General features: G+C 71.8%; 14 protein-coding genes. 7 read left to right on the forward strand and 7 right to left on the reverse strand.

Annotated elements, in window-relative coordinates; translation table 11 throughout:
• Window positions 1-81 precede the first annotated feature (81 nt).
• Entirely contained in the window at window positions 82-1,275 is a 1,194-nt protein-coding gene (locus AACH10_RS23695; protein WP_341413021.1) for an ATP-binding protein, read from the forward strand.
• Between the two features lie 9 nt (window positions 1,276-1,284).
• On the opposite strand, the gene AACH10_RS23700 is transcribed toward AACH10_RS23695, so the two are convergent.
• The 6 genes from AACH10_RS23700 to apaG all read right to left on the reverse strand — a co-directional run bounded on the left by AACH10_RS23700 (window position 1,285) and on the right by apaG (window position 8,525).
• The gene (locus AACH10_RS23700) at window positions 1,285-2,622 is read right to left on the reverse strand and encodes a M16 family metallopeptidase (RefSeq protein WP_341413022.1); all 1,338 of its coding nucleotides are present in this window, start codon (window positions 2,620-2,622) and stop codon (window positions 1,285-1,287) included.
• A 9-nt stretch (window positions 2,623-2,631) separates the two neighbouring features.
• Window positions 2,632-4,218 carry a tryptophan halogenase family protein gene (locus tag AACH10_RS23705; RefSeq protein WP_341413023.1) on the reverse strand — a complete coding sequence of 529 codons (1,587 nt, stop codon included), beginning with the start codon at window positions 4,216-4,218 and terminating at the stop codon, window positions 2,632-2,634.
• Window positions 4,219-4,247: 29 nt separating this feature from the next.
• The gene (locus AACH10_RS23710; protein WP_341413024.1) at window positions 4,248-4,952 is read right to left on the reverse strand and encodes a DUF6445 family protein; all 705 of its coding nucleotides are present in this window, start codon (window positions 4,950-4,952) and stop codon (window positions 4,248-4,250) included.
• Entirely contained in the window at window positions 4,949-5,980 is a 1,032-nt protein-coding gene (locus AACH10_RS23715; protein ID WP_341413025.1) for a hypothetical protein, read from the reverse strand. Before AACH10_RS23715 ends, AACH10_RS23710 begins: the two co-directional genes overlap by 4 nt.
• A gap of 158 nt (window positions 5,981-6,138) precedes the next feature.
• Entirely contained in the window at window positions 6,139-8,154 is a 2,016-nt protein-coding gene (locus AACH10_RS23720) for a site-specific recombinase (RefSeq protein ID WP_341413026.1), read from the reverse strand.
• Entirely contained in the window at window positions 8,151-8,525 is a 375-nt protein-coding gene (gene apaG, locus AACH10_RS23725; RefSeq protein ID WP_341413027.1) for a Co2+/Mg2+ efflux protein ApaG, read from the reverse strand. The genes AACH10_RS23720 and apaG overlap by 4 nt, the downstream gene beginning before the upstream one ends.
• A gap of 106 nt (window positions 8,526-8,631) precedes the next feature.
• Here apaG and rpe point away from each other — a divergent pair, with 106 nt between their 5' ends.
• The 5 genes from rpe (at window position 8,632) to AACH10_RS23750 (ending at window position 14,679) form a co-directional block, all read left to right on the forward strand.
• Entirely contained in the window at window positions 8,632-9,312 is a 681-nt protein-coding gene (rpe, locus tag AACH10_RS23730; RefSeq protein WP_341413028.1) for a ribulose-phosphate 3-epimerase, read from the forward strand.
• A 100-nt stretch (window positions 9,313-9,412) separates the two neighbouring features.
• Entirely contained in the window at window positions 9,413-10,423 is a 1,011-nt protein-coding gene (locus AACH10_RS23735; RefSeq protein WP_341413029.1) for a hypothetical protein, read from the forward strand.
• A 151-nt stretch (window positions 10,424-10,574) separates the two neighbouring features.
• Complete coding sequence (locus AACH10_RS23740; protein WP_341413030.1) at window positions 10,575-11,729, forward strand: CaiB/BaiF CoA transferase family protein; 1,155 nt, start codon at window positions 10,575-10,577, stop codon at window positions 11,727-11,729.
• A gap of 5 nt (window positions 11,730-11,734) precedes the next feature.
• The gene (locus AACH10_RS23745) at window positions 11,735-13,420 is read left to right on the forward strand and encodes an MBL fold metallo-hydrolase (RefSeq protein WP_341413031.1); all 1,686 of its coding nucleotides are present in this window, start codon (window positions 11,735-11,737) and stop codon (window positions 13,418-13,420) included.
• A complete protein-coding gene (locus tag AACH10_RS23750) occupies window positions 13,417-14,679 on the forward strand; it encodes a serine hydrolase domain-containing protein (protein WP_341413032.1) in 1,263 nt (420 codons plus the stop codon). Before AACH10_RS23745 ends, AACH10_RS23750 begins: the two co-directional genes overlap by 4 nt.
• 9 nt (window positions 14,680-14,688) lie before the next feature.
• Here AACH10_RS23750 and AACH10_RS23755 read toward each other — a convergent pair whose 3' ends face one another.
• On the reverse strand, window positions 14,689-15,354 hold the full coding sequence (locus AACH10_RS23755; protein ID WP_341413033.1) for an O-methyltransferase: 666 nt from the start codon (window positions 15,352-15,354) through the stop codon (window positions 14,689-14,691).
• Between the two features lie 87 nt (window positions 15,355-15,441).
• On the opposite strand from AACH10_RS23755, the gene AACH10_RS23760 reads away from it, so the two are divergent.
• On the forward strand, window positions 15,442-16,083 hold the full coding sequence (locus AACH10_RS23760; protein ID WP_341413034.1) for a TetR/AcrR family transcriptional regulator: 642 nt from the start codon (window positions 15,442-15,444) through the stop codon (window positions 16,081-16,083).
• Window positions 16,084-16,085 lie beyond the last annotated feature (2 nt).

Raw genomic sequence — 16,085 nt, forward strand, 5'->3', positions numbered from 1 at the left:
ATGCACAACAGCTGTTTATGCAAATCTTTGAATAGTTATCGAATGAAGATAACTTTCAAAAGATTCATATAATCTGTTGCCATGGACTCGATCAGAAATCCGTTTGCACCGGGCGCGGGCACGCCGCCACCGGAACTGGCTGGCCGCGACGAGTTGCGGGAGTCATTGCGGATCGCCCTGGAACGGGCGCGCATCGGGCGACCAGCCAAAAGCGCCATGCTGGTCGGCCTGCGGGGCGTCGGCAAGACGGTTCTGCTTGACCGGGTGCGCGCCGACGCCGAGGCTGCAGGGATTCAGACCGTGCGCATCGAGGCTCGAGAAGGGCAGTCGCTTCCGGCCTTGCTGGCGCCCCAACTGCGCCAGGCCTTGTTGCGACTGAGTCATCTGCAGGCGGCCAAGGACTATGCGGTTCGCGGTTTGCGTGCGTTGGCGGGCTTTGCTGGCAAGCTCAAGGTGACGTACAACGACATCGAGGTGGGTTTCGACTACGAGCCCGAGCCCGGCTTGGCCGACAACGGGGATCTGGAGCACGATCTGCAGGCCCTGTTCGAACAAGTCGGGCGGGCGGCCAAGGCCGCCAAGACGGCGCTTGGCATCTTCATCGACGAACTGCAGTATGTCGAAGAGGTGCAACTGGCCGCGCTGATCACGGCGATGCACCGTACCGAGCAGCAGCAACTGCCGGTGGTTCTGGTGGGGGCGGGCTTGCCGCAATTGCGGGGGCGCATGGGCAACGCCAAGTCGTATGCCGAGCGCTTGTTCAATTTCCCCGAAATCGGTCCGCTGCCCATGCCCGCCGCCGAACTGGCCATCTGCCGCCCGCTGCAGGCCGAGGGCGTGGCCATTCAACCCGATGCGATGCAGGCCCTGATCCAGGTGACCGAGGGCTATGCCTACTTCCTGCAGCAATGGGGCTACTTCACGTGGGAGGTGGCTGCCAGTTCTCCGATCACGGCCTCCGACGTACAGCGCGCCTCACCCGAGGCGGTGGCGGCACTGGACGAAAGCTTTTTTCGCGTCCGCTTCGACCGGTCGACGCCCAAGGAAAAGCGCTATCTGCGCGCCATGGCCGAGCTTGGCCCCGGACCGCATCGGTCGGGTGACATTGCTGCGTGCTATGGATCCAAAGTCACCGAGTTGGCACCCACGCGCAGTTCCCTGATCGCCAAGGGCATGATCTGGAGTCCGAACCATGGCGACACGGCGTTCACCGTGCCGATGTTCGACCAGTTCATGAAGCGCATCGTGCCGGGCCAGGACTGGCGCCAGGCCTGACGCCCCGCGTCAATCGCAGCGCAGCCCCTGCGCTGCCAGCAGCGTGCGCACGCGCTCGCGCAGGCCGCGCGGCACCTTGCCGCTGACGGCCAGCGCCGGGCCGGCGGCCAGCATGCGCTGGAACAGCGCGCGCACGCGTTCGCCGTCCACCGCGGCGATGGTGTCGCGCCACTCGGCCAGGCTGCGCGCGCGGCCGTGGATGAACAGGTCCAGCGCCGCGCTCTCCAGCCGGCGCGCGGGTTCCTCCAGCGCGCGCAGCCGGCGCACCAGCAGCTGGTTGTGGGCGCGCTCCAGGTCCACCGGCGTGATGCGCTCGGCCTGCAGCGCCAGCTGGCGCGCCAGCTCGGTCAGGCATTCGTCCAGCTGCGCCGGCGCGGTGCTGGCCTCGACGACGAACTGGCCGGCCGCATCCAGCACATCGGCCGAGGCCGCGGCGTAGTAGACCAGGCCGCGCTTCTCGCGCAGCTCGCCCAGAAGCGGCGAGCTCATGCCCTCGCCGAACAGCGCGGCGGCCACGGCCGCCGTGGCATCGCCGGCCTGCTGGCCGGGCACGGCGAAGCCCATCACCAGGTGGCTCTGGCTGCTGCCGGGCATGGCCTTGCTGCGGATGCCGCCGCCGAAGGTGGGCGTGGTGATGGTGTTGGGGGCCAGCGCGGGCGCGGCACCGAAGGCGGCCTCGACATCGCGTGTCAGCGTGTCGACATCCGCCGGCCCCGCCACGGCCACCACGATGTTGGGGCCACCGTACTGGCGCTGCACATGGTTGACCAGGTCGGCGCGGCTGAAGCGCTCGATGTTGCGCCGCGTGCCGATCACCGGCTGGGCCAGCGGATGCGCGCCCCAGCTGGCGTGGTCGAACAGCTTGAAGGCGGTGGAGACCGGGTCGTCCTCGTCCTCGGTGAACTCGTGCAGCAGCACCTGGCGCTCGCGCTCGAACTCGTCCTCGGGGAAGCTGGGCGCCAGCACGATGTCGCCCAGCATCGCGATGAAGCCGCTCACATCGCGCGCCAGGCCGCGCATGTGGAAAGCGGTGTGGTCCTTGTCGGTGTGGGCATTGACCTCGGCGCCCAGGCGTTCGGCATCGAGGTTGATGCGCTCGGCGCTGCGCGTGGCCGTGCCCTTGAACACCATGTGCTCGACCACATGGCTCAGGCCGCTGGTGAGCTTGCTCTCGTGGCCGCTGCCGGCGCGCACGAACACGCTGACGCTGGCGGTCTCGGCCTGCGGCACATGAACGCAGGCCAGGCGCACGCCGTTGGCCAGCGTGGCGATGCGGGGTTCGTGGCCGGCGGCGGTGGTGACGGTGGCGGGGGGGCGGGCGGCAGGCGCCGGGGCGATGGCAGGCATCGCCCGATCTTAGGCGCCGGCCGGTGCGCTGCGCAGTGCGCCCGCCGGCGCATGTGCTGCGGCGCCACGCTGCTTGCGCGCGTAGTCGGCCATCGTGGGCGACTGCATCAGGGCGGCGCGTCGCACAGCCGCGACCTGGCGCAGCGCGGCGTCGCTGCGGTCCGGGGCGATGTGCGCACCCTGTGCGGCGCCGGCCAGCGGCAGCTGGTGCATGCCGGCCAGGATGTAGAAGTAGTTGTTGGCGCTGAACAGCGACATGCGGCGGTTGATGTCGGTGGCCTGCGGCACCTTCTCCTGCCACAGCGCCAGCAGATCGGCCAGGGCCGGGCTGATGCGGGCCGCGTCGGTGGCCTCGCGCCAGAAGGGCGTGTCGCGGCGCTGCGACAGCACGTAGTGCATCACGATGAAGTCCCGCAGCTCGTCGTACAGGTCACCGATCAGGCGGTTGTAGGTGGCCTGGCGCCGGCTGTTGTTGCCAGCCCCGGGCAGGTAGTCGACGAACTGCATCAGCGCATGCTCGATCAGGTAGATGCCGGTGGATTCCAGCGGCTCGATGAAGCCCGAGGCCAGACCCAGTGACAGGCAGTTCTTCTCCCACACGCGGGCGCGATGGCCGATGCGCATGCGCAGCAGCCGGGGGTCGGCCAGGCGCGTGCGGCTGCCGTGGCTGCGCAGCAGCGTGGCCACGGCCTCGTCGTCGCTGCAATGGGCCGACGCGTAGACGTAGCCCGTGCCGCGGCGCGACTGCAGGTCGATCTCCCAGCGCCAGCCAGCGGCCTCGGCGGTGGCCGTGGTGTAGGGGCGCAGCGCCGGCGCCTCGTCTTCATGGGCCACCGGGCAGGCCACAGCGCGGTCGCACAGCAGGTGGTCGGCGTACGAAAGCCATGGAACGCCCAGGGCGCGGTCGATCAGCAGGCCGGCAAAGCCGGTGCAGTCCACGTACAGGTCGGCCTGCAGCGGGCGCCCGTCGGCCAGGATCAGGCCGCTGATGCCCTCCGGTCCGGTGTGCACCGCGCTCACCGTGCCGGGCGTGTGGATCACGCCACGCGCCACGGCGGTCTCGCGCAGCAGGTCGGCCAGCAGGCCGGCATCGATGTGGTAGCCGTAGGGCACCGGTGCCAGGTAGCCCGCCGAGTCCATCAGCTTGGGGCTGCGCAGGCCTTCCATCAGCGCGGTCTGCACCGAGCAGCAGTCACCCATCGGTGCGCGCAACAGGCCGCGCTGGGTGAGGTTCAGCCAATGCACCAGGCTGGAGTAGCCCTCATGCATCATCGGCACATCGAAGGGATGGTCGAAGCGGTCGCTGGCGGCGTCGCCACCCTGGCGCCAGCCGATGAAGCGCACGCCGTTCTTCAGCGTGGCTTCGGTCCGCGCGAACAGCAGCGGCTCGGGAATGCCCAGCGCGTGCAAGGTGGCGGCCAGCGTGGGCACCGTGGCCTCGCCCACGCCGATGGTGGGCACCTCGGGCGATTCCACCAGCCGGATGGACACCGGCGCCGCGGGGTCGCCGCACAGCGTGCGCTGCAGGTAGGTGGCGGCCAGCCAGCCGGCAGTGCCGCCGCCGACGATGAGGATGGAGCGGATGGCTTGGGTCATGCGGTGGGCCCGGCGCGCCGGGGCGGGGCCTACGCGCGGTCGGCCCGGTGGACGAAGAAGCGCTGCGTTAGCCGCGCCGAGTTCATCGAGAGGTTACGCGCCACATCGGTCATCGCGATCGAGTGAAAAGCGGTGCCGGGGTACATCACCAGCCGGTTGAAGCGCCCTTGCGTGGTGTGCAGGTGTTCCCAGGTGTGGTCGTCGGCCACGGCGTAGGAGCTGGGCTGGGTGGCGTCGCCATGGGCGTCCAGCCAGCGGTGGTAGGCCTCGCCTTCGGCCTCGTCGCGCACGAAGGCCAGCCCGGTGGGCCGGTGGCGGAAGAAGCTGGTGCCGACCTCGTAGTCGGGGTTCAGGTAGCACACGCCGGCCAGCGGGGTGCCATCCACATGCGGGTGCTTCTGCAGCGCCAGCATCTCGCTGGCGGGCGTGGTGACGATGGAGAAGTCGGTGGCGATGTCGGCCGGTGTGCAGCGCGCACTGCCCAGCACGGCCAGCAGTTGCACCAGCGGCGGCAGCAGCGCGGCGCGCTCGGTCTCGTCCAGCGCGGCGTGCAGGCCAGGGTAGTAGGCGGTGGAGTTGTCGAAGCGGCCGGCCAGCGCACGCTCGCGTACCGCCATCGGGTCGGCGTAGACATCGTCGATGACCAGCACCGGGCAACCGCTGGACAGCGTCTGCACCTGCACGCGGGCTTGCGGGTTCAGCGCGAAGCGCCGGGCGGCGCTGTCCGTGCTCATCGGCCAGCGGGGGTGCCGTGGCGGGTGGCGAGCGCGGTCACGCCATCGCCGTCGCCATCGTCGTCGGCCACGGCACCCGGCGGCGTGGTGGCGGCGCTGCGGCCGCGCTGGCGCACGCGACGGCCGCCGGCCGCCAGGGCCGCGGCCAATGCCACGCCGGTGAGGGCCACGCCGGCCGGCTCGGGCACCGAGCCACCGGTCGTGCCGGACAGCGGTGCGCTCACCGGCAGCAGCATGGGCTCGTTGAGCAGCAGGCTGAAGCTGACCGAACGCAACCCGAACTGGCCTACCGGTGCGGCGATGTTCAGGCCCAGCACGCCGTCGCCCTGCAGGTCCGCCAGTGCCACCGGATCCAGCGACGCGGTCAGCGCCAGCTCGCCGCCGATGGCGCTGTAGACGTTGCGCTCACGGTGGTACAGCGAGGTGCGCGAGCACTCGGTGGTGTAGCAGCCTTCGAAGCCGTCGTAGAGGTAGGCGCCGAAGTTGCCGGCCCCCTGCGTGCGCGTGTCGGCGGTGTCGGTGAGCACCGTGCCGCCGACGGTCAGGCGCATCTGGTCGGCCACCGCATCGACCTGGTAGATGTCACGGTCGGCATAGCGGGCGTAGTCGGGGATGTTCTGGGTGGCGTAGGCGTAGTACCAGCCGCCGCCGTAGCAGGTGCGCTTGTTCAACCACGAGCCGCAGGTGTAGCTGTAGCTGTAGTAGGCGCGGTAGCTGTAGGTGTGCAGATGCGAGCCGGCGCCCACCGTCTGCACGTTGTAGTCGGCGGACACACCGCCCGGCGCATAGCTGGCATCCGAGAAGCCGAAGACCGAGACCTCGCCGCCCACCACCTCGCTGGCGCTGTGGCCCTGGGCGGTGAGGAAGGCATTGATGTCGAAGCTGAGGTTGGCCGACTGGCCTTGCTGCAGCAGGGTCGACAGCGTCACGCTGTGCGACAGCGTGATCGGGGCAGCCTGCGCGGGCGCGACGGCCAGTGCGCCGGCGCTCGCGGCCAGCGCCGCGGAAAGTCCGGAAATCTTGTTCATGGTGTGCGGGTTCCAACGACGTGGATCGCACTCTAGAAGTCCACCTGCCGGGCCGACAGGGGGCTTGGGCACGCCGGCGTGGTGGGCGTTGATTCCTGCCGTGAGGAGCGTCACGCTGGCCGGCGCAGCGCGCTGCCGTCCCGCGTTCGCGGGAGTGGTCAGCGCGGCGGCAGCACGAAGCTGCGCGGCGCCTGCCGCAGGCGCCGGAAGATGGCGCCCACGATGCGGCGGCGGTCCAGCCCGGCGATGCCGCGCGAGCGCAGCGCCACGGCCAGCGCCAGGCCGAAGCTCACGCCCAGGTTCAGCACGCCGGTGACCGCCAGCCCCGCCGCGCACCACCAGAAGGCGGGCTGCTGCAGCGTGTCCCAGCCCAGCGTGCTGGCGGCGGCGGCCAGCTGGCCGGTGGACAGCGTGACATGGCGCACCTCGATCGGCAGGCCCAGGAAGGCCAGCACCACCGGCACCACGCCCAGCATCAGGCCCAGGCTGACATTGGCCGCCAGACCCGAGATGTTGGCGCGCCACCAGCCGGCCCAGCGTGCGGCGCGCGGCGCGCCCAGCCGCGCCACGATGGCCGGGTGCCAGGCCAGCGCGCTGTGCAGCCGGTGGTAGACGAACCAGTTCTCGACCCAGCCGGCCACCAGGCTGCTGGCGAACAGCAGCACGCCGGTGAACGCGGCATACAAGGCCGTGGGGCCCAGCAGCGTGATGGCGTGCAGCACATAGGCCGCGTCCTTGGCGCCCACCAGCGGCCGGCCGGCGGCCTGCCAGGCCAGCCATTGCGCCAGCAGCACCAGCGGTGTCACGGCGGCCAGGTTGCCGGCGATGCCGGCGATCTGCGAGCGCACCAGGTGCGTGACCTCGTCGACGAAGGACTCGATGGCCGCCTCGTCGTGGCCGTCGCCCTTCACGGCGGCCAGCTTGTCGGCCATGGCCGGCGCGGTCATCGCCGGCTGCTTGGTGGCCACCGTCCAGTGCAGCAGGTGCACGATGACGAAGCTTAGTGCGTAGTTCAGGCCGGCGGCAAACCCGCCCCAGAACGGCGCCAGGCCCAGCGCCATCAGCGCGAACTTGGCGAAGGTGGTGCCGGCGATCACCGCGCCACCGCCGAGCGCGGCGCGCAGCATGTCGCGGTACTCGGCCGCGGTGCGGGTGATGTAGTGCTCGCCGGTTTCGGCATGGCGCTCGGCCACCTTGCGCGCCAGCAGCGAGTACTGCCGGCCCAGCAGTGCGCGCAGGCTGCGCCGCTGCTGCGACAGCGTCACCAGGTCCACCACCAGTTGCTGCAGCAGCGGCGCGGGCGCGGTCGAGAGCAGCAGGTCGAGCACCGCTTCGAGCCGCAGCGTGCGTTCGCGCAGCTGGTCCAGCTCGAACAGGATGTTCACCGAGATGCCGTGCGCCTCCAGGTGGGCGTGCACGCTGTCGGCGGCCTCGCGCCCGCGCTGCAGCAGCGCGCGCAGCAGGTTGGCCTCCTGCGCGGTGCGCTGCACATCGCCGGCCAGCAGCGCATCGGCCAGGGCTTCGGCGCGGCGCACCAGCTGCTCGAAGGGCTGATCCACCAGCAGCTCGGCCGACATGCGCTGGCGCAGCGTCGGCGTGAACGAAGCCGCGCGGATGCTGCTGACCAGCCAGGTCATGGCCCGCAGCAGCGGCGTGCGCCAGTCGGCGGCGCTGGCATCGGCGGCACCCTCGGCCCGCGCGGCCGAGAACAGCGCCGCCAGCCGGCCCAGCGTGGTGGCGTCGATGGCGGCCAGCCAGCGTGCATCGCCCGCCTGCGGAAACAGCAGGCCGAACAGCGCCGCCAGGTCATCGGTGTCGGGCGTGGCCGGCAGCAGGCGCAGGCGCAGCCGCTCGGCGATCTCGCCGCCCAGATCGCGCCGGGCGGTGAAGCCGAAGTCGGCGAACAGCGCCGCCACATCGCTCTCGCGCCACAGCCGGCCCAGCAGCGCCACCACGCGCTCGCGTGGCGCGGGGTTGCGCTCCAGCATGTTGAGCAGGTGCTTCAGGCGCAGCACCGGGCGCGGCGTGGCGTCGCCATCGGCGCCCGGCTCGTCACGGCCGTGGCGCAGCCACTCGGTCAGGCGGATCAGCCACAGGTGCCGCTCGGGGCGCGGCGCGGCCGGATCGGCCGCATTCACCAGGGCGGTGAGGTCCCAGGCGGCAGCCGTCGTCAATGCAGCATGGCCGCGTCGGCCAGCATGAACTCGGGCACGGCCGAGTTGAACCACTGGGCGTCCTCGGTGATGCCGATGAACTCGCCGCGCATCGAGCCCTGCGGCGTGGCGATCTGCGCCCAGCTGGTGTACTCGAACTGCTCGCCCGGCTGCAGCAGCGGCTGGTGGCCCACCACGCCCAGGCCGCGCACTTCCTGCGTTTGGCCGCGGTGGTCGGTGATGACCCAGTGCCGCGCGATCAGCTGCGCGGGCACGGTGCCGGTGTTGGTGATGGTGATCGTGTACGCGAAACCCCAGCGCTCCTCGGCGGGATCGGTCTGCTCGGGCAGCGGGCGAACCGCGACGGTGCTGGTGAATTCAGGTCGTGCCATGCGGCTGATTCTAGGAAGGCTGCGAAAATCGCGTGCCGGAGACCGAGGGATTCCCGACCGGCGTCCCGAGTTCCCCACCGTTGCCACTGTTTTCAGCCGCCGCGCCATGACCCGCCCCTACCGCATCGCCCCCAGCATCCTCTCGGCCGACTTCGCCCAGCTCGGCGCCGAGGTGCGCAACGTCATCGCCGCCGGCGCCGACTGGATCCACTTCGACGTGATGGACAACCATTACGTGCCCAACCTGACCTTCGGGCCGATGGTGTGCGAGGCGCTGCGCAAGCACGCGGTCAAGCCCGACGGCACGCCGGTGCCCATCGACGTGCACCTGATGGTGCAGCCGGTGGACGCGCTGGCCCAGGCCTTCGCCAAGGCCGGCGCCGACCTGATCAGCTTCCACCCCGACGCCAGCACGCACGTGGACCGCACCATCCAGCTGATCAAGGCCGCGGGCTGCCAGGCCGGCCTGGTGTTCAACCCGGCGCTGCCGATCGACGTGCTGGAGTGGACGATCGAGCAACTGGATCTGATCCTGGTGATGAGCGTGAACCCCGGCTTCGGCGGCCAGAGCTTCATCCCGTCGGCGCTGCGCAAGGTGGAGCAGATCCGCCGCCTGATCGAGGCCTCGGGCCGCGACATCCGGCTGGAGGTGGACGGAGGCATCAAGGTCGACAACATCCGCCAGGTGGCCGATGCCGGCGCCGACACCTTCGTGGCCGGCAGCGCCATCTTCGGCCAGGCCGACTACAAGGCCGTGATCGACGCGATGCGCGCCAAGCTGGCCTGACGCGCCGGCCGGGCCGCAAGGCGACGCTCACGGCGACCCACAACCCCGGCGCATCGGCGTAAGCTTGCCGGCGCGGCCCGATGGCCGCGGGAGTGCTGCGATGACACGGCGCCTGATCACCCGCTGGGCACACACCGCCACCGCGCTGGCCCTGGCCGGCGCGCTGCTCGCCCTGGGGGGCTGTGCGCCGATGACCGTGACGGGCGCCGCGCCGGCCGATCCCCCGTGGGCCGATGCGCTGTTCGCCGCCCCGGCGCGGCCGCCGCAGGCCGCCGAGGCGCTGGCGCTCAGCCCGGCCATGCGCGCCTACCTGCCCCAGCTGCGGGCCGCGGGCTTCGACGGCACCGGCCCGGCGCGTGCGCTGGTCGATGCCCTGGCCACGCGCAGCGGGCTGCGGCTGGAGTACGAGGCCCAGACCACCCGCACCGCCGCCCAGGCCTTCGACGACCGGGCCGGCAACTGCCTGTCGCTGGTGCTGATGACGGCGGCCTTCGCCCGCGAGCTGGGCGTCTCGGTGGTGTTCAACGAGGCCCTGGTCGAAGCGCAATGGCGGCGTGAGGGCGGGCTGGTGCTGCGCAGCGGCCATGTCAACCTGACCCTGGGCACGCCGGTGCGCCGCGCGGGCTGGCGCGTGGGCACCGACGAAAGCCTGATGGTTGACTTTCTGCCGGGCGTGGACCTGCGGGGCCTGCGCACCCGGCCGATCGACGAGCGCCGGGTGCTGGCCATGTACCTGAACAACCGCGCCGCCGAGACCCTGGCCACCGGCGACGTGGCGGGTGCCTACTGGTGGGTGCGCGAGGCGCTGCGCCAGGACGGCGGCTACCTGGCCGCGCGCAACACCCTGGGCGTGGTCTACCAGCGGGCGGGCCAGGTGGCGCTGGCGGGCGAGGTGTTCGAGCAGCTGCTGGCGCTGCAGCCCGACGACGGCAGCGCGCTGGGCAATCTGGCCCTGGTGCGCGAGGCGCAGGGGCGGCTGGCCGATGCGGCCCAGCTGCGCGCCCGGCGCGATGCGCTGGAACCGCTGGCGGCGCAGGCGCTGCGCGAGCTGTCGCCCGCCAAGCTGGCCTGGCTGAAGGCGCGCAAGGGCACGGCCCCGGTCGTGCCCTGAGCCGGCCTCGGCCGGCGCCCGCGGCGCGGCCCGGGTTTTCCGCAGCGCGGTGCGTCCCGTGCTGGACACGGCCAGCGCCGGGGCTGCGGCACACTGCCCGCCAGCCCCCGCCGCGACCGCGGCCGCCCCCTGTTCTGGAGAGAGACGCCCCATGGCAAACGGACCCCTGGCTGGATTGCGCGTGATCGAACTGGCCAGCATCGGCCCCGGCCCGATGTGCGCCATGCTGCTGGCCGACCTGGGCGCCGATGTCATCCGCATCGACCGCACCGAGCCCAGCGGCCTGGGCGTGCCGATGCCCACGCAATTCGACGTGGCCGGCCGCAGCCGCCGCTCGGTGGCACTCGACTTCAAGCAGGCCGCCGGCCGCGACGCCGCGCTGCGCCTGATCGACCGCGCCGATGTGCTGATCGAGGGCTGGCGCCCCGGCGTGGCCGAGCGCCTGGGCCTAGGCCCCGAGGTGTGCCTGGCGCGCAACCCCGGCCTGGTGTTCGGCCGCATGACCGGCTTCGGGCAGACCGGGCCGCTGGCCCAGGCCGCCGGGCACGACCTGAACTACATCGCGCTGACCGGCGCGCTGCACGCCATCGGCGGCGCCGACAAGCCGGTGCCGCCGCTGAACCTGGTGGGCGACTACGGCGGCGGCGGCATGCTGCTGGCCTTCGGCCTGGTGGCCGCGCTGTTCGAACGCAGCCGTTCGGGCCAGGGCCAGGTGGTGGACGCGGCGATGGTGGACGGCGCCTCGGCGCTGATGGGCATCTTCCACGGCCTGGCCGCGGGCGGGCAATGGAACACGCAAGCGCGTGCGGCCAACCTGCTGGACGGCGGCGCGCCCTTCTACGACACCTATGCCACGGCCGACGGCAAATGGGTCAGCATCGGCGCGCTGGAGCCCAAGTTCTTTGCCGAGCTGGTGCAGCGCATCGGCCTGGACGAGGGCTTCGTCAAACGCCAGTACGACCGCCGCTGCTGGCCCGAGCTGCGTGCAGCCATCGCCGCCGCCATCGCGGCCAAGACCCGCGACGAATGGAGCACGCTGCTCGAAGGCACCGATGTGTGCTTCGCGCCGGTGCTCACCTTGCAGGAGGCGCAGCAGCATGGCCACGCCGCGGCGCGTGGCGGCTTCGTCGATGTGGCCGGCGTGGTGCAGCCGGCGCCGGCGCCGCGCTTCAGCCGCAGCCAGCCCGATGCGCCGCGCCCACCGGTGGCCGCCGGCACACACAGCAGCGCGGTGCTGACCGAGGCCGGATTCAGTGGGGATGAAATCGCCGCGCTGCGTGCCAGCGGTGCCGTGGTTGGAGAATGATCGGCATGGCCACGCTTCCTGATCTGCCCATCCCCACCGAAGAACCCAAGCCGCGCGCGGCCGCCTCGCTGATCGTGCTGCGCGATGACGCGCAGGCCGGCCTGCAGGTGCTGATGCTCAAGCGCGCCGAGCGCCCGGGCGACCAGAACAGCGGCGCGGCGGTGTTCCCCGGCGGCCTGCTGGACGCCAGCGACCGCGGCCACTACGCGCGCTGCCGCGGCATCGACGACGCCACCGCCAGCGCCCGCATGGGCCTGGAACGCGACGGCCTGCACTACTGGGTGGCGGCGGTGCGTGAATGCTTCGAGGAAGCCGGCCTGCTGTTCGCCAACGACGACGAGGGCGGCCTGGTCGATCTGCACCGGCTGAACCCCGACGAGGTGGTGGCCATGCGCCGCGCGCTGCATGCCAACGAGATCGGCATGGAGGCCGTGTGCGAGCGCTTTGGCGTCCAGCTGGCCACCGACCGGCTGGCCTATCACAGCCACTGGATCACGCCGAAAGGCATGCCCAAGATCTTCGACACGCGCTTCTTCATCACCGAGGCGCCGGCCGGCCAGACCGCCGTGGCCGATGCCACCGAGACCGCCGAGCTGATGTGGCTGACGCCGAAGGAGGCGTTGTCGCGCGGCTTCAAGCTGCTCAACGTCACCGAGATCACGCTGAAGGCCCTGGGCGCGTTCAGCACCGCGGCCGAGGCCATCGCCTGGGCCCGTGCGCAGCCGCAGGTGCCCACCATCCGGCCGCGCATCGGCCGCGCCGCCAAGGGCCGCAAGCCGGTCAACCCCGGTGACTGGCCGTTCGCCGAGCTGGGCCGCGTCGACCCCGAGGGCCGCGGCACCGGCCTGGTGGAGCTGATCCCCGGCGAGCCGCTGTGGCTGAGCCCGCGCGTGCTGCGCGTGGTGGCCCCCAACGGCAGCCTGATGACCGGGCCGGGCACCAATGCCTACTTCATCGGCTCGCCCGACGGCGACGGGTGGGCGCTGCTGGACCCCGGCCCCGACGACGCCACCCATGTGCGTGCGCTGCTCGATGCCGCGCCGGGCCGCATCACGCGCATCCTGGTCACGCACACCCACAAGGACCACTCGCCGGCCGTGGCCGCGATCCGCGAGGCCACCGGCGCGCCCACCTACGGCCTGGTGGCCGCGCACCCCGAGTGGCAGGACACCGGCTTCAAGCCCACGCACACGCTGCGCGGCGGCGAGGTGCTGAACCTGGGCCCTGGCGTCACGCTGCGCGTGATCCACACGCCCGGCCATGCCAGCAACCACCTGTGCTACCTGCTGGAAGAGGAAAAGCTGCTGTTCACCGGCGACCACCTGATGCAGGGCAGCACCGTGGTCATCAACCCGCCCGATGGCGACATGGCGGTGTACCTGCGCTCGCTGGAACAACTGCTCGATGTCGACCTCGACTGGCTGGCGCCGGGCCACGGCTTCCTGATCGAGCAGCCGCATGCGGTGATCCGCAAGACCATCGCCCACCGCCTGGGCCGCGAGGCCAAGGTGCTGGCCGCACTCACCGCCGCGCCACAGGCCGAGAGCGTGCTGCTGGCCACCGTGTATGCCGACACGCCGGCGGCGCTGCATGCGGTGGCGCTGCGCTCGCTGCGCGCCCACCTGCTGAAGCTGCAGGGCGATGGCCGTGCGCAGGGCGCCGTGGCTGGCGACTGGAGTCTGGCGGCATGAGCCGCTTCGCCGACGCCCACGCGGTGCTGCGCGCCGAGATCAAGCACGAGCGCCTGGCCGGTGCCAGCGCGGCGGTGATGGTGGACGGCGCGCTGGTCGACGAATTCGTCGCCGGCCAGGCCGACCGTGAAGCGGGCACGCCGCTGCGGCTGGACACCATCCACCGCGCCTTCTCGAACAGCAAGCTGGCCACCTCGGTGCTGGTGCTGATGCTGCACGACGAGGGCCGCTTCGGCCTCGACGACCCGATCGCCGAGTGGCTGCCGGCGCTGCGCGACCTGCGCGTGATGCGCCCTGGCGCCAGCATGCTGGACGACACCGAGGCCCTGGCCCGGCCGGTCACCATCCGCCACCTGCTGACGCACCAGGCCGGCTTCAGCCACGGCGTGTTCGAACCCGGCACGCCGCTGCACGAGGCCTATGTGGCGCGCGGCCTGCGCAGCCACGAGACGGCGCTGGCCGAACTGGTGCCGCGCCTGGCCACGCTGCCGCTGCAGTTCCAGCCCGGCGAGGGCTGGGACTATGCGCTGGGCTGCGACGTGCTGGGCCGGCTGGTGGAGGTGGTCACCGGTCAGACCTTCGGCGACGCGCTGCAGCAGCGCCTGTTCGGCCCGCTGGGCATGGTGGACACCGGCTTCGTGCTGCGCCCCGATCAGGCGCCGCGCCTGGCCGCGCTGTACGCCGGCGACATGGCCAATGTGCTGGCCAGCGGCCTGCGCCGGCTGAACGACACGCCCTGGCCCGAGGCCTACCTGAAGCCGGTGCCGCGCCAGTCGGGCGCCGGCGGCCTGTTCAGCACCCAGGCCGACATGCTGGCCCTGCTGCGTGCCTTGCTGCCGGCCAAGACAGACGACGACGGCGCGGAGCGGGCCGAGCGCCGGGCCGCCCCAAGCCGGCCCGCACCCGCCCGGCGGGTGGCCGACGTACCCGGCGGCCGGGTGCCCCAGCTACTCAAGCCGGCCACGCTGGCGGCGATGTACACCGACCAGCTGCCGGCCGAGCGCTGTGTGCGCTTCGCGATGATGGGCACCATCCCGACGCTGGGCTTCGGCCTGGCCGGCGCGGTGACGCGCAGCGCCTCGGCGCTGGCGCCCGAGGCCGCCGTGGGCGAGCTGCAATGGGGCGGCCTGGCCGGCACGCACTGGTTCATCCACCCGCAGCGCCGCGTCATCGGCGTGGTGATGGCCCAGCGCTTCATGGGCTTCTGGAACCCGTTCTGGTTCCTGTGGCGGCGGCGGGTGTACGAGGCGCTGGGCTGAGCCTGCGGCTCAGTTCAGCTTGAGGCTCAACTCCACCTCGTCGCCGAACGGCACCGACAGGTAGCCCTGGGCCGCATCGCGCACGCGTGCCAGGTAGGTTGGGCTGTGGTCGGCGTTGTCGGCCACGATCAAGGCGCCGGGCCGCAGCCGCGTTGCCACCAGCGCCAGCACATCGGGGTAGAGCGCCTTGGCGCCGTCCAGCAGCAGCAGGTCCACGCGTTCGGGCAGGTCGGCTGCCAGGGTCTGCAGCGCATCGCCGACGCGGATCTCCACCAGATCGTCCAGGCCGGCGGCCTGCAGGTGGGCGCGGGCGCGCTCGGCCTTGGCCGGCTCGAACTCGGTGGTGATCAGCCGGCCGCCGCCGTTGTCGCGCAACGCAGCCGCCAGGTGCAGCGTCGACAGGCCGAACGAGGTGCCGAACTCGACGATGTGCCGCGCGCCGCAGGCCCGCGCCAGCTGGTACAGCAGCCGCCCGGTCTCGCGCGAGACCGGCAGCGCAAAGTCCTTCAGCTGGCCGTAGACGGTCTGCCAGTCGTCGCGGCTGCGCAGCAGGCGCAGTTGCTCGGGCGCCGGCAGGTCGGCCATCAGGGCGTCGAGCCGCGGGCGCTGGGCATCGGCCTGGGTGAACAGGCGCTCCAGCAGCGGGGCCACGGGGGCAGAGGTGAGGGTGCTCATGGCGGGTCCTTGGAATGCAGTGGATCGAGGATGTCGATAATGTGACGAATCCGTCAGGTTCGAAAGTCGCATTCCGCCTCGCATCCCATGGCCAGCCGTTCCACCCCCTCGCTCTCCTCGCGCAAGCTGCCCCAGCAGGCCCGTTCCAGCCAGCTGGTGGCGGCCATTCTTCAGGCCGCTGTTCAGGTTCTGGCCCGGGAAGGCGCGCAACGCTTCACCACCGCGCGCGTGGCCGAGCGCGCCGGCGTCAGCGTGGGCTCGATCTACCAGTACTTCCCGAACAAGGCGGCCATCCTGTTCCGCCTGCAGCAAGACGAGTGGCAGGCCACCAGCACGCAGCTGCGCCTGATCCTGTCGGATGGGTCGCAGCCGCCGCTGCGCCGCCTGCGCACGCTGATCCACGCCTTCATCCGCTCGGAGTGCGAGGAGGCGGCGATGCGCACCGCGCTGCACGATGCCGCGCCGCTGTACCGCGACGCGCCCGAGGCCGCGGCGGGCAAGGCGGCTGGCGAGCGCGAGTTCAAGGCCTTCGTGCGCGCGCTGCTACCGCAGGCGAGCGCCACCCAGCGACGCGAGGCCGCCGCCCTGCTGATGGACATGCTGGGCGCCGTGGGCCAGCAGTTCTCGGCCCAGCCGCGCAGCGCGGCGCAGATCCGCGCCCGCGCCGACGCCATGGCCGACATGGTCAGCGCCTACCTGCGCAGTCTGGGCTACGCAGGGCCGGACTGAGC

The organism is Pseudaquabacterium inlustre (assembly GCF_038066595.1).
GTDB classification, from domain to species: domain Bacteria; phylum Pseudomonadota; class Gammaproteobacteria; order Burkholderiales; family Burkholderiaceae_C; genus Pseudaquabacterium; species Pseudaquabacterium inlustre.

Coding starts and splice junctions, on each gene's coding strand:
- rpe (WP_341413028.1), top strand. CDS start 8,632: ATGACCCGCCCCTACCGCATCGCCCCCAGCATCCTCTCGGCCGACTTC.
- AACH10_RS23740 (WP_341413030.1), top strand. CDS start 10,575: ATGGCAAACGGACCCCTGGCTGGATTGCGCGTGATCGAACTGGCCAGC.
- AACH10_RS23745 (WP_341413031.1), top strand. CDS start 11,735: ATGGCCACGCTTCCTGATCTGCCCATCCCCACCGAAGAACCCAAGCCG.
- AACH10_RS23710 (WP_341413024.1), bottom strand. CDS start 4,952: ATGAGCACGGACAGCGCCGCCCGGCGCTTCGCGCTGAACCCGCAAGCC.
- AACH10_RS23760 (WP_341413034.1), top strand. CDS start 15,442: ATGGCCAGCCGTTCCACCCCCTCGCTCTCCTCGCGCAAGCTGCCCCAG.
- AACH10_RS23735 (WP_341413029.1), top strand. CDS start 9,413: ATGACACGGCGCCTGATCACCCGCTGGGCACACACCGCCACCGCGCTG.
- AACH10_RS23705 (WP_341413023.1), bottom strand. CDS start 4,218: ATGACCCAAGCCATCCGCTCCATCCTCATCGTCGGCGGCGGCACTGCC.
- AACH10_RS23700 (WP_341413022.1), bottom strand. CDS start 2,622: ATGCCTGCCATCGCCCCGGCGCCTGCCGCCCGCCCCCCCGCCACCGTC.
- AACH10_RS23750 (WP_341413032.1), top strand. CDS start 13,417: ATGAGCCGCTTCGCCGACGCCCACGCGGTGCTGCGCGCCGAGATCAAG.
- AACH10_RS23755 (WP_341413033.1), bottom strand. CDS start 15,354: ATGAGCACCCTCACCTCTGCCCCCGTGGCCCCGCTGCTGGAGCGCCTG.
- apaG (WP_341413027.1), bottom strand. CDS start 8,525: ATGGCACGACCTGAATTCACCAGCACCGTCGCGGTTCGCCCGCTGCCC.
- AACH10_RS23715 (WP_341413025.1), bottom strand. CDS start 5,980: ATGAACAAGATTTCCGGACTTTCCGCGGCGCTGGCCGCGAGCGCCGGC.
- AACH10_RS23695 (WP_341413021.1), top strand. CDS start 82: ATGGACTCGATCAGAAATCCGTTTGCACCGGGCGCGGGCACGCCGCCA.